Genomic DNA, 12,392 nt, shown 5'->3' with positions numbered 1-12,392 from the left:
GACCGGGGGCCTTTAGCGCAGGCCGGATTATGGCCGTGCTGCTTACGTGGTATCCGGCCCTGGAGGGAAACCCGGGCGCAGCTGGCCCTGGCTTCGCTTCGGTCGTGGTGGCGGGGACGTGAGCACGCTTATGCCCGGGTCGGTGGCGCCTGCTCTTTTATGAACGCTGCGAGCCGGCCAATACCGTCCTTGATCTGTGGGTGCGTCAGGGAGCTGACAGAGAGCCGCAGTGCGCACTCGCCGCCGCCCCCTGGGTAGAAGTACGACATGGGTGTCCAGATGACACCGAAGTCTTCCGCCGAGCGGGTGAGTGCAGCAGTGTCCGCACGGAACGGCACCGTCACGGAGAGGAAGAAGCCTCCGCTGGGCTCGTTCCAGCGCACACCGGTCCTTTCGCGTTCGCGGCGCGGGAACGCCCGCTCGAGGGCTTCCAGGGTGGCGCGCATCGCGTCTCCGTAGTACCTGGCTGTGGCCACGTTCAGGTTGGAGGCCCGCCCGTCTGCTGCCAGCAGCATGCCGGCCACCAGGGCCTGGCTGACCGGCGAGGTGTTCACTGTCACCATGGACTTGATCTTGGATAACTCGTCGGCGAGCAGCGTCGTGCGGCCCGTCGTATCCGTGACGGTCTGGTCGGCGACGGCGAAGCCGACTCGTGCCCCGGGGAAGAGGGTCTTGGACAGGGAACCCAGGTGGACGACCCGGCGGCCGGTGTCCATGGACTTGAGGGTGGGCAGCTGCGGGCCCGGGCTGACCAGCCGGTAGGGACTGTCCTCGACCAACAGGATGTCCTCGCGAGCCGCCATATTGAGCAGGCGCCGGCGGGTCTCCATCGACATGGTGATGCCGGAGGGGTTGGAGTGGTCGGGTATGACGTAGAAGGCGCGCGGGCGTTGCCCCTGCGCACGTACGGCATGGAGGGCCGCTGTCACGGCGGGGACGCTGAACCCTGCCTCGGTCTCTTCGACGGGGGCCGGGTGGATGTCGAGCAGCCGCGCCGCGCCGGTGATGCCTATGTAGCAGGGGCTGGACACCAGCAGTACGTCCTGTGGACCGGCGATGAGCGCGCGCACCGTGAGTAGCATCGCCTCCTGGGCGCCGACGGTCACCACGATCGACTCGGGCGGGACGTCGATGCCCTCGTCTTTGCGTAGGAAGTCGGCGATCAGCTCCCGGATCTGGCCGCTGGTCGGACCGTATTGGAAAAGCGCGGAGCGCACCTGTTCGGGTGATGCGCCCTGCGTCTCGAGGTGGTCGAGGTACCGGCGCAGGTAGGTGAAGATCTGCTCGGTGTCGAAGAAACCGTCGTAGGGGCGCCCGGGTGCGAAGGAAACCGCCTCGGGGTAGCGGGTGGTGATCTCGTTGAGGAAGTTCATCGTGTCCAGGACCGGGTCCGAGACACTGCCGTGCAGCTCCTCTTTGCGCAGACTTGCGGCGCCGGCCCGTCGGGGTGGCGGGGTGGCGGCGGGCGGTGAGGTGTACGCGCTGTTGCCCTGCCGCTGGGTTGCGACCAGTTCACGGCCGGCTGCTGCCACCGAGCCCGTGCCGGTGAGCGCCATCGCCGTCGTCAGCTCGCTGGTGACGATGCCCAGCACATCTGAGACTCCGTCTGCTCCGGCTACGGCCAGCCCGTGCAGGGCCGGACGTCCGAGCAGCGCGGCGTCGGCGCCCAGGGCGAGGGCTGCAAGTACGTCCGTTCCCCGTCGGATACCGCCGTCGAGCAGCACCGGGCAGAATCCGGCGACGGCCGCCACGATGTCCGGCAGGACATCGAGCGTTGCGGGAGCGCCGTCGAGCTGGCGCCCACCGTGGTTGGAGACTACGATGCCGTCGACGCCCGCGGCAACCGCCCGGAGGGCGTCTTTGGGAGTGAGGATCCCCTTGACGAGGACCGGTAGGGCGCTGATTGACCTCAACCAGCCGATCACCGACCAGTCGAGTGTCGGGTCGAACTCGCCCTGCGCGTGCACGCTGGGCGAGTCGAACCCGTTGCCGGTGAGGTTGGCGGGTGTGATGCCTGCGGGCAGGCGGAAGGCGTTGCGCACGTCGCGCAGCCGGTGTCCCAGGCGTGGTGCGTCCACCGTGAGGACCAGGGCCTCCATGCCTGAGCGCTCCGCCCGTTCGATTAGGGCCTGGGTGAGGGCGCGGTCGCGGAAGCAGTACACCTGGAGCCACAGCGGGCCGGTGCCGGCTGCCGCGATGTCCTCGAAGGTGCGGCTCGCGAAGGTGCTGACGACCAGGGGCAGGCCCGCCACCCCCGCGCCACGTGCGGTGGCCACTTCGCCCTCGGGGCGGGCAAGGGTGTGGTAGGCCATCGGCGCGATGGCGAGGGGGGCAGCCCAAGTACGCCCCAGGATCTCCGTCTTGGTGTCGGGCAAGCCGATGCCGGCCAGCGCCCGGGGGTGCAGTGAGATTTGGTCGAAGGCGGCGAGGTTGGCGGCCAGGGTGCGCTCGTCGCCCGCGCCGCCTTCCAAGAAGTCCCAGTCAGGGCGCGCGAAGCGCGCCTGTGCTGCTTTTGCGTAGTCGGCCAGGGTGACGGGGACGGTGAAGACAGGGGCCGATCCGTTCATCTGGTGGTCAGCCGCTCGCGCTCCACCGCTTCGTACAGGGCGCGGATGTTGGAACTTCCGAAGCCTCGGGACCCCTGGCGCTGGATCAGCTCGAAGAAGAGCGTGTTGCGTTCGTAGGGGGAGCGGCTGAACAGTTGGAGGAGGTGGCCCCATTCGTCGCGGTCGGCCAGCACCTGGGCGTCGCGGAGTTGGCCGACCATGTCGTCAAGCCCGTTGAGCCCGTCGAGCCGCTCGCCGAGGAGGTCGTAGTAGGTGTCGGGGGTGGTCAGGAAATGGACGCCACGATTCCGGAACTCCTGTACCGCCGGGATGATGTCGTCGACCAGGAAGGCCAGGTGCTGTACGCCGGGTCCGCCGTTGCGCTCCAGGAATGCGTCGAGCTGGCCGGGTTCTTTGGACGGGTCCGGTCCGACCAGGGTGAACGTGGTGCCGCCGGTGGCGCTGCGCACGACAATGGAGTCCATGGCCTGCCCGCCGACGGCGACATACTCGGCGGAGAAGCGGGAGAATCCGAAGCCGTCGCGGTAAAGGTCCGCGTACTCGGTGAGTGTGCCGCCGGCCAGGCATACCGCGATGTGGTCCAGCGACCGGATGCGGCCCTGCGGGCGCCGCATACCGAATGAGGGGATCCAAGTGCGGTCGGGCGGGAGTCGGTCTGCCGAGGCTCCGGCCGCCGGTATGAGGGTATGCACCACGTTACCGAAGCCCGACACGACGGTGCTGCCTCGCAGAGAGGCCGCCGGCTCGGTGCCCGCGAGCAGCGCTGCGTCCCGGGTGCTTTCCACGTCGTCACACGTCAGTGCGATGTCCGCGATGCCGTCTCCATGTGCGTCCAGGAATCCCCAGATGCCCCGGCCGGAGGTGACGATGATTCGTACGTCGCCTTGTCTCAGCAGCATAGAACTGCGGTCGACCTCGACGGAATCGGCAACCGGCGTGAAACCCATGGCGGTGACGAGATGGTCGAGGGTTGAGCGCTTGTCCCTGGTGAACAGCTCCACGTAAGCGATGTCTTGCACAACCATGGAGAGAGCCTCCTGATAGGCACATGCCCTGAGTCGGTGCTAATTGGAAGGGGGGGGGCGGGGCACCTCGCCGCTGCTGCGGCCTTCGTAGGCGTCCCGCCCGGGTGTCGTCAGTGGCGTGAACAAGTAGTGGCTACCAGCGCCACTCCTGCTGCTTGAAGAGGTGGCCGGACGTGATGTCGCGGTCCTTGCACCAGGTCAGGAACTCGTCGATCTGCTTGATCTGGTACGTGTCCTCCGTGTACGTGGTGGCCATGACGTGGCCCAGCCAGTCCTCTTCGCCCATCGCGTAGACGTAGGCCTCACCGGCATCCAGCTCGGTCATGATCGCCGCGGCCTGCTCGGCGTTGGAGCCGGACAGCTTGCGCGAGTTGCTCATCTTCTTGGTGACCGGGATGGTCAGCAGGGCCTGGTAGAGCCAGGTGAGCGGCGCTCCGTCGCACTCCATGCCGAGGAAGGCCATGTCGGCCCGGCCCAGGTGCTGCCTCACGTAGCGGTAGAGAGACGGTTCGATGCCGGAGGAGTCGGCACCGATGAAGACCTTCTTGCCCGCCAGCTCCGCCCAGTACGTCGACTTGGCGCGGATGTCGAGGTCGCAGTGCTCGCCGAGGAATGGCGTTGCGGTGATCTTGCCGCCCGGGAACTCCACCTCGTCGAAGTCGTCGACCTCGATCACGTTGAAGCCCTGGTTCCTGAGCATCAGGGCCATCGCCGGGTCGGCCAGGTTGCCGCGGGAGGAGCGCGGGACGACGATCGCACCGAGACGGCCACGCAGCTGCAGCAGAGTCTCGAGGACGATGTGGTCCTGGTGGCCATGGGTGATCAGGACGAGGTCGATGTAGTCGGGCAGGTCGTTCAGCGTGTACCGGTCGGTCTTGTCGCTGTCCGCGCTGATAAACGGATCGGTGACGATGGCGGCCTGCGGCGTCTGCAGGACGAGGCAGGCGTGACCGAAGTAGCGGATGCGGCCGCCGCTGTCGATGTGGCGGTCCTCGGACAGGCTCGGCTTGTCCGTGAGAAGCGTGCGTAGTTGCTGTGCCTGGGCGTCGTCGAGACCGAGCGCATCGCGAAGGTGGGCGAGCGTCGTGGGATGCACACGGCTCTTGAAGAGCTCCGTGAGGCCCTCGTGTCGGAAGGGAATCTGCAGTTCGAGTACGTCCGGCGAGGCGAGGCGCGGGGTGCTGAGGATGAACGGGCGCTCGATACCCGTCTCCAGGGACAGCTGCACCGACTGGCGGGCTTCCTGATAGACGTTACTCGTGTAGACCACCGGTTCCAAAAAGCGCATCTGCGCCTGGTTGTCGGTGTCGTAGGCGAGCTCGACTAGGCCCGCGAGCTCGGTGGGGAGCTTGGGGTAGAGCGGGGTGAGGTCGAAGCCGGTGGCGTTGGCGCGCAGGATCTCCTGTCCGGCGGCTATCGCTTCGGCGAACCGGAGCATGTCGGCACGCTCGTGCTTGATCGTCGCGAGGAGGTCACGGACCTCGTCGGCCCGCTGTTCGGGGATGTTGATGAAGTAACCGCCGCGCAGCTCCGGGTTGTTGCTGGCCGCGACGTGCACCTGCGGGGACTGCAGGTAGGACTCGAGAAGCGGAACCTGGAGGAATGCCAGGTTCATCGCGGCCTGGACGGGCGCAATGGTGTAGGGCCAGGCGAAGAACCTGTCCACGAGCGGCTCGATGATTGCTTTCGACCGCAGAAACAGCTGTTCGTCAGCCATGTGTGCATTCCCTCCAGGAGAACCAATAAAGAGGACCGCCCGGGGGCAACGCGTGCCCAGCATGACGCCATAGCGGACCGTGAGAAGGACAAGGGAGATGCGGGACTCCGAGCATCGTTCGGAACACCCTGCTGCAGCAGAATGACTGGAGCGGGCGGGGTCGATCAATACGCACCAGGCTGCGGTGGTTGAACAGTGAGGCCGGCATAGTCACGAGCCATACGAAATGCCGGCGCGCGGCCCGGTGTCCAACTGTCGATGCACATCAGTTGAACACCGCGCCCGCGCCGCGCGGGTGGGAAGTTCAGGGCCTCCATGCCGCTCCGTCAGGCTGCTATCGGTGCGATAGCCGGTTCGGCGAGATTGAGGTAGTCGGACACGGACAGGGCGACAGAAAGGTCCAGCCGCCCGGCATTGAAGTAGATCTCGTCGTGCACGAGCAGGCCTCTGTCGACGAGGAGATCCAGCTCGGAGGAGAATGCGAACGGCGCGATCGAACCGCTGACGCTGCCGGCCAGCCGCTCGGCCACCGCCCGGTCGGCGAACGACGCCCGGCGGCCGCCGTATCGGTCCGCGAGAGCGCCCAGGTCGACGCGGCGGTCTCCGGGCACCACGGCAAGGACGTAGCGCCGTGAGCGTTTGCCCGTCGCCACGCGGACCACAATCGACTTGGCGGCTTGCTCCAGCGGGTGCCTGCGCAGTCTGCTGGCCGCCTCGGTGGACCCTTCGGGTGCATGGCGGATGATGCGGTAGGAGATTGATCCGGACGAAAGCATGTCCTGCAGGCGTTCGAATGCGTTGGGTGGCTCGGTTTCTTCGGGACTGGAGTGCACTGTGCCTCCGCGATCTGAGGGAAAATGAAGGAGAGAGTGCCCCTTCGGGGGGCCGTACGGCCCTGGCACGGGCCCTGCTCGAGGCGTGGATAATGATCTTGACTTGCGTCCCATCCTAGAAATAGGAGCGCCAACAGGCATCCGTTCAACTCAGTGCAGGAGATGGCTGCCTGAACACGACAAAGCCGCTGTCGGAGGCCCGGCAGCGGCTTCTTGGGAAACGTGGGCTACTGGTCGCGGCGCTGCACCGCGAGAATGGTGACGGCGGCCGAGGCCACACCCCACACCGCGTACACGATCCATGCCCCGGTGGCGGACCAGGGGAAGTCCACGGGCTTCTCTGCCACCTGCACCAGCCGAGCCCAGGCGCTGTAGGGCAGCGTGTGGTCGACGAGAGCGGTGCCGTAATGGTCGTCACTGACGGCCATGGGGACGAGCAGCAGGAGCGAGAAACTGACACCCATGGTGGCCGCGCTGGCCCTGGCGACCGTCCCGATGGCCATGCCCGCAAGTGCGGCCACAGGGGCGGCGAGAGCCGAGGCGAGCAGGGAGGCCGCAACTCCCGGATCCGCCAGCGACAGGCCGGTGTGGCGGGCGGAGAGGATTGCCTGGGTCGCCCAGAAGGAGCCGCCGGCGGCGATCAGGCCGAGTCCGGTGGTGACGGCAGTGACGACGAGCACTTTGGCGGCCATCACGGAGCGGCGGGCGGGTACGACCGCGAAGGTGGTACGGATCAGTCCCGTGCTGTACTCGCCGACCACGGTGAGGGCGCCCATGGCGCTCGCGGTCAGCATGAGGGTCAGCAAGGCGGCATCGGTGAAGGCATCGAGCATGGCCAAGTTGGGCAGGAAGGCGGCCTTCTCCTCGGCTCGCCAGCCGGTCCAGTTGGTGTAGTCGTTGTATGCGGTGAAGGCGTTGAAGCCGATGATGGCCAGTGTGCCGATCACGATGGTCCACGCGGTGGAGCGGAGCGACCACATTTTGATCCACTCGGCGAAGACCAGGTCCCTGAAGCGTGCGCGGGGCGCGGGCTCCACGACAGGTCGTGCCTGGTCACCGGTGGCGGGGGGAGTGGATGTGACAGTCACGGGGTGTCTCCTGCGGCGTACTCGACGCTGTCGGCGGTCAGTTCCATAAACGCCGCCTCCAGCGAGCCAGTGTGCGGGGTGAGCTCGTGGACGCGGACCATGTTCTGGAAGGCGAGGTCCCCGATACGGGCCGCGCTCAGTCCGGTCACTGTCAGTGCGTCGCCGGTGTGCTGTTCCACCGTGGCGCCCGCGTTGCTCAGGACGGTACGCAGCGTGTCCGCTTCGGGAGTGCGGATGCTGACGTCCTGACGGGTGCCGCGAGCAGAAAAGTCCTTGAGGCTCTCCGCGGCGATCAGCCGGCCCTTGCCGACGACGACAAGATGGTCGGCGGTGTTCTCCATCTCGGACATGAGGTGGCTGGAGACGAAGACGGTGCGGCCCTCGGCGGCGAGGAGCTGGAACAGGCCGCGCACCCATTTGACGCCTTCCGGGTCGAGCCCGTTGAGCGGCTCGTCGAACAGCAGGACCGGCGGGTCGCCCATCAGCGCGGTGGCGATGCCCAGACGCTGCTTCATGCCCAGCGAGTAGCCCCCGATGCGCCGGTCGCCGACGTCGCCGAGACCTACCTCCTCGAGTACCTCGCCGACCCGGCGGCGCGGCAGGCGGTTGCTGACGGCCAGTGCCGTCAGGTGGGCGCGGGCGGTGCGGCCACCGTGCACCTGATGCGCGTCGAGGAGCGCCCCGACGTGGCGCATGCCACGCGGCTGGTCTGCGAAGAAACGTCCGTCGACGGTGACGCTGCCGCTAGTGGGGCGGTGCAGGCCGAGCATCATGCGCAGAGTCGTGCTTTTGCCCGCGCCGTTGGGTCCGAGAAATCCGGTGACTTGTCCTGATCTCACGGTAAAACTCAGGTCGCTGACGGCGGTCGTCGAGCCATAACGTTTGGTGAGTTCCCTGACTTCGATCATGCAATTCATCATGACCGGCGTCACCCGGCACGTCATCGGTCCAGGGTGGACACCGGTTGAACACCCCTGTCATCCCTGGTTGTACAACCGTGGTCCGATCACCGCCCGGAACCGTGTCGCTACGATTCATTCATGGCCACCCCCCGCCACACACTCCTCAGGCAGGTGCCGGCAGGCGTCTGGGCCGGCGCCGTCTGGTGCATCGCAGCTCTCTACCCGATCATCTGGCACAGCCAGGGCCGCGCCGACCAGTCCGGCTCGGAACGCGAGGTCATGGACAACGGGTGGAGCCAGCTGTCTCTGTCCTTGTCCCTGGTACTCGCCCTGACCGCCTGCGCCCTGCTCACACGCCGCCCGTGGGCGGGGCTGGCGATACTGCTCTTCGGCACGGGGGTCTTCGCCCTGGCATGGCGGCAATGTGAGCTTTCCCCTCTACAGTTCCTCGCCGTCGATGTGGCGGTCGGCCACCTGGCCGCCACCCGGTCGCGCCGCGCCTCACTTCCGTTCGCGGGGGTGGCACTGGCCGTCCTGGCCGCTTTCCTGACGGTTCGCCTGGCGGGCGGTGCGGAGAGCGGGACGCCCTCGGAGCCCTACGTCGCGGTGACCGTTGTCGTAGCGTGGCTCATCGGCCACTCGGTTCACCAGTCGCGGTCCTACGCCGAAGAACTACGGGCTCAGTTCGCTGTGCAGATCGCGGCACGCGCGGTAGCAGCCGAACGCCTGCGCATCGCACGGGAGTTGCATGACATGGTGGCCCACAAGATCGGCATCGTCGCGCTGCAAGCCGGTGCTGCTGCGCGAGTGCTCGGCACGCAGCCGGAGAGCGCCCGCCAGGCGATGCTGGCCGTGGAGAGTGCGGGCCGCGACACCCTGGCCGGACTGCGGCGCATGCTGGTCGCCCTCCGGGAGACGCCCGACGAGCATGGCCATGACGGGAACGGCCGGATGGGCCCCCTGTTGGCGCCCGCATCGGGACTTACCGACATCGAGCGGCTCGCGGCGGAGACCACCGCAGCTGGGGTGAACGTCACGGTGCAGTGGCGGGGCGAACAGCGCCCACTGCCCCCCGAGATTGATCTCTCGGCCTTCCGTATCATCCAGGAATCCGTCACCAACGTGGTACGCCACGCGCACACAGACACCTGCGAGGTGAGCGTCGACTACCGCGCCAGGGACCTCGCCATCACGGTCACCGACCAGGGCTCGGGTACCGGTAACACGCAGGGCACCGGTTTCGGCCTTACCGGAATGCGCGAGCGTGTGACCCTCCTGCACGGCGAGTTCAGCGCCCTGCCCCGCCCCGAAGGCGGCTTCCGGGTCACCGCCCGCCTCCCGATTCCGCCTGCGCTGGCGCCGTCCAGGCCGCAGCCTGCCCCGACAGGAGCACGATGACCGTCCGTGTCGCACTCGTCGACGACCAGCCCCTCATCCGCGTCGCCCTGGAGATGGTGATCGCCGAGACCGAAGACCTGGAGGTAGTCGGCCACGCAGCGAATGGCGAAGAAGCAGTCCAGTTGGCCGCGGATGAGCGGCCGGATGTCATGGTGATGGATATCCGGATGCCAGTGATGGACGGCATCGAGGCGACCCGTCGCATCACGGAACGCGGCGACGGCCCGAAGGTCATCGTCCTCACCACGTTCGACGAGGACGACCACGTCTACGGGGCGCTGCGCGCCGGGGCATGCGGCTTCCTGGTCAAGGACATGGCGCTGGAGGAGATCTTGGGCGCCGTTCGTATCGTCGCTGCGGGGGACGGACTGATCGCTCCGACGGTTACGCGTCGGCTGATCAGCGAGTTCGCGCAGCGTCCCGAGGCCGGCCCGCCGCCCCCCGTACTCGATGGCCTGACCGACCGGGAACGCGAAGTGCTCGTCCTGGTGGGGCAGGGCCTGTCCAACACCGAACTTGCGCACCAGATGCACATCAGCATGGCCACTGCAAAAACCTACGTGTCCCGACTGCTGGCCAAGCTCGGAGCCCGTGACCGGGTTCACTTGGTCATCATTGCGTACGAGACGCACCTGGTGGCGAGTACCGGCCGGCCCCCCTTCCCGTCTGCGCCGCGGGGGTAGACGGGAAGCAGCGGCCACCCTGATCGCCAGCCGAAAGGGTGAGGGTCAAATCGATGCACACAGGTCGTGATCCGGGGCGCCGCCCACTCCTTCCCCATATCCGCCAAACACTCTGACGGCCTCCTCGCCAACCAGATTCTGCGCCTCATCGGGGCCCGTGCCCTGCTGGTAGAGCTGCCGGGCGTCGATGCCGTCGAGCAGTGTGTGGGCGGTGCGCTCGTAAAAGAGCTGGGTGCAGACCTCGCCGAGGCAGCTGCCGGAGGAGCAGCCGAGGCGGCGACTGGGCGTCCTCGCGCACGATGGCAGCCTTTTCGCGGTACGCCGGCCCGGCCAGCACCCACAAAACCGGCTGAGGCCGCCAGCCCTGCCGGGCGCTGGCCGTAGAAGCGGGCTGGCAGAACCGGGGCTGCAGTGCCACAAGTGAGCGGGAGGCGACGCAGTGTGCACGCCGGCGCGTCCAGGCACAGCCGGGCCTGGCACAGCTGGAACAGCGCCGACCCGCGTGGACAAGGCATGCGGACAGCCCTGACCTGAAGTGCCCGCCGAGCTGCGAAAATATTGATCAGGTTCCATCGGTGTCCGGCGTCGGACGTGGGGTCACGCGGAGGCGTCCGACCTACCGGTCACTTGCGGAAACCTGCCGCGGATCACGCGGTAGCGGCCAAGGAGCCATGCGCGGATCGGGGATCCGCTTGTTGGAGGTCTCGGCTTCGGCTGTCTCGAACCCGCGCGCAAGGTAGTTGCGCACGGCATGACGGTGGTCCAGTGTGCTCGTGCGCAGAAAGACGTGGGAGGCCGGCGTGGCGTGCGGACCTCCCCAGTCGATTCCGCCGCGCCAGGCCTGCTCGACGCAGGCCGTCAGCAACGCGCCGCCCAGGCCTTGGCCGTAGAACTGCGGCAGGAGCCCGAACAGCACGATCTCCACGGCCCCGCCCGGCTGGGCCTCCAGCTCGAAGAACCCGGCAACCGTGCCGTGGACGGTAGCGATCCAGGTGCCCATGGACTCGCGCTGGACCCACGCCTCCCACGTCTCGTGGCTCCAGGCGAACCGGTCCGTCCAGCAGACGTGGGAGCCGACAGCGGCGTACAGGGCACGACTTAAATCGATCGACGGCACCTGCGAGCGCTCCACCCGCATCGGGGTGTTTGAGCGGACCGGCCGCAGCTGGCCGGGCGACGACATCCGCAGCGTCCAGGTGGTGACGCCCTGCTGCACGATCTTCGCCGCAGCGCCCGAATCAATGAACTCAGTCTGTTCCACAGAGAGGCCTTAGGTGAGAGGGAAAAGCGGGTGTCAGTGTTTGTCGAGGAACTCGACGATCGCCGCGTTGACCTCGTCGGGCCGCTCCAGATTTCCCAGGTGCCCGCAGGAAGGGATCTCCACGTGGTCGCAGCCGGGAATGGCGTCCGCCACCTCCACCACCAGGTGCGGCGGACAGATCAAGTCGTCGGAGAACGCGATCGTGCGGCACGGCACAGTGATCGAGCGCAGCACCTCGCGACGGTCACCCGCCCGGTCCACGCCCGCCTGCCCCTCACCGCCCCTGCCGCCTCCGGTGAGCTCGAAGATCTCCAGCCAGCTCTTCGCGGCAGTGTCGTTGTTGAGGGTCGCGGGGGAGAGCATCTCCAAGACGGTGCGCATGGCCTCATACTTCGGCGGCAGTTGGACGCCGCTCTCCCGCAGCGCGCGGTCGGCTTCCGTCAGCGCACGTCGCGTCGCATCGGAGCGTGCCCGCGTGGCAATCAGCACGGCCGAGCGCACCAGGTGCGGGAACTGGCTCGCCAGCTCCTGCGCGATCATCGCCCCCATGGAGGTGCCGACGACGCGGCACGGCCCGAGCTCCAGTGACTCGATCAGCCCCTTGGTGTCGGCGACCATCTCGGCCAGCGAATACATGCCAGGCGGAGCGTCGGAGGCGCCGATACCCCGATTGTCGAAGATGACGGTCTCGTAACCGGCGGCGTGCAGAGCCGGCGTCTGATGTGTGGTCCAGACATGCCCGGCAGCGCCCGAGCCCATGATGAGGAGCACCGGGTCGCCCTGGCCCAGGCGCTGGTACGACAGCCGGATGCCGTTCGACGTCATATAGGGCATGGCGTGCCCTCGGTAGCAGTCTTGGGGTGCAAGAGGGCCTCCAGGTCGTCATCGGCGAAATCGTGGCAAGGCAAGCGGGCGGAC

General features: G+C 67.5%; 10 protein-coding genes. 2 read left to right on the top strand and 8 right to left on the bottom strand.

Going from position 1 to position 12,392, the window contains the following annotated elements:
* Positions 1 to 128: 128 nt before the first annotated feature.
* From OG584_RS02935 to OG584_RS02910, 6 genes are all read right to left on the bottom strand, one after another.
* Positions 129 to 2,567, bottom strand: coding sequence for an aminotransferase class I/II-fold pyridoxal phosphate-dependent enzyme (locus OG584_RS02935; RefSeq protein WP_405774662.1), 2,439 nt, complete (start codon positions 2,565 to 2,567; stop codon positions 129 to 131).
* Positions 2,564 to 3,592 (bottom strand): 4-hydroxyphenylpyruvate dioxygenase, encoded by a 1,029-nt coding sequence (gene hppD, locus OG584_RS02930; RefSeq protein WP_405774661.1) that lies wholly within the window; start codon positions 3,590 to 3,592, stop codon positions 2,564 to 2,566. Before hppD ends, OG584_RS02935 begins: the two co-directional genes overlap by 4 nt.
* A gap of 133 nt (positions 3,593 to 3,725) precedes the next feature.
* On the bottom strand, positions 3,726 to 5,309 hold the full coding sequence (locus OG584_RS02925) for an MBL fold metallo-hydrolase (protein ID WP_405774659.1): 1,584 nt from the start codon (positions 5,307 to 5,309) through the stop codon (positions 3,726 to 3,728).
* 326 nt (positions 5,310 to 5,635) lie between these two features.
* Positions 5,636 to 6,085: a YbaK/EbsC family protein gene (locus OG584_RS02920; protein WP_405774657.1), complete on the bottom strand. Its 450-nt coding sequence runs from the start codon at positions 6,083 to 6,085 to the stop codon at positions 5,636 to 5,638.
* A gap of 284 nt (positions 6,086 to 6,369) precedes the next feature.
* Positions 6,370 to 7,230, bottom strand: a complete 861-nt coding sequence (locus tag OG584_RS02915; RefSeq protein WP_405774655.1) for an ABC transporter permease — start codon at positions 7,228 to 7,230, stop codon at positions 6,370 to 6,372.
* Positions 7,227 to 8,138 (bottom strand): ABC transporter ATP-binding protein, encoded by a 912-nt coding sequence (locus OG584_RS02910; RefSeq protein ID WP_405774653.1) that lies wholly within the window; start codon positions 8,136 to 8,138, stop codon positions 7,227 to 7,229. Before OG584_RS02910 ends, OG584_RS02915 begins: the two co-directional genes overlap by 4 nt.
* A 132-nt stretch (positions 8,139 to 8,270) precedes the next feature.
* On the opposite strand from OG584_RS02910, the gene OG584_RS02905 reads away from it, so the two are divergent.
* Positions 8,271 to 9,530, top strand: a complete 1,260-nt coding sequence (locus OG584_RS02905; protein ID WP_405774651.1) for a sensor histidine kinase — start codon at positions 8,271 to 8,273, stop codon at positions 9,528 to 9,530.
* Positions 9,527 to 10,213, top strand: coding sequence for a response regulator (locus OG584_RS02900; protein ID WP_405774649.1), 687 nt, complete (start codon positions 9,527 to 9,529; stop codon positions 10,211 to 10,213). Before OG584_RS02905 ends, OG584_RS02900 begins: the two co-directional genes overlap by 4 nt.
* A 616-nt stretch (positions 10,214 to 10,829) precedes the next feature.
* Here the strand turns inward: OG584_RS02900 and OG584_RS02895 are convergent.
* Positions 10,830 to 11,474 (bottom strand): GNAT family N-acetyltransferase, encoded by a 645-nt coding sequence (locus OG584_RS02895; RefSeq protein WP_405774647.1) that lies wholly within the window; start codon positions 11,472 to 11,474, stop codon positions 10,830 to 10,832.
* 33 nt (positions 11,475 to 11,507) lie between these two features.
* Positions 11,508 to 12,308: an alpha/beta fold hydrolase gene (locus tag OG584_RS02890; protein WP_405774645.1), complete on the bottom strand. Its 801-nt coding sequence runs from the start codon at positions 12,306 to 12,308 to the stop codon at positions 11,508 to 11,510.
* Positions 12,309 to 12,392 lie beyond the last annotated feature (84 nt).

This window comes from Streptomyces sp. NBC_00859, from assembly GCF_045161865.1.
Lineage (GTDB): Bacteria > Actinomycetota > Actinomycetes > Streptomycetales > Streptomycetaceae > Streptomyces.
The sequence above is the reverse complement of the archived record's forward strand: the minus strand, read 5'-3'. Positions and strand labels throughout refer to the sequence as shown.

What these genes read in the sequence shown, in the direction of transcription:
- OG584_RS02890 (WP_405774645.1), bottom strand. Translation starts at nt 12,308, where the DNA reads ATGCCCTATATGACGTCGAACGGCATCCGGCTGTCGTACCAGCGCCTG.
- OG584_RS02935 (WP_405774662.1), bottom strand. Translation starts at nt 2,567, where the DNA reads ATGAACGGATCGGCCCCTGTCTTCACCGTCCCCGTCACCCTGGCCGAC.
- OG584_RS02925 (WP_405774659.1), bottom strand. Translation starts at nt 5,309, where the DNA reads ATGGCTGACGAACAGCTGTTTCTGCGGTCGAAAGCAATCATCGAGCCG.
- OG584_RS02900 (WP_405774649.1), top strand. Translation starts at nt 9,527, where the DNA reads ATGACCGTCCGTGTCGCACTCGTCGACGACCAGCCCCTCATCCGCGTC.
- hppD (WP_405774661.1), bottom strand. Translation starts at nt 3,592, where the DNA reads ATGGTTGTGCAAGACATCGCTTACGTGGAGCTGTTCACCAGGGACAAG.
- OG584_RS02905 (WP_405774651.1), top strand. Translation starts at nt 8,271, where the DNA reads ATGGCCACCCCCCGCCACACACTCCTCAGGCAGGTGCCGGCAGGCGTC.
- OG584_RS02910 (WP_405774653.1), bottom strand. Translation starts at nt 8,138, where the DNA reads ATGATCGAAGTCAGGGAACTCACCAAACGTTATGGCTCGACGACCGCC.
- OG584_RS02920 (WP_405774657.1), bottom strand. Translation starts at nt 6,085, where the DNA reads ATGCTTTCGTCCGGATCAATCTCCTACCGCATCATCCGCCATGCACCC.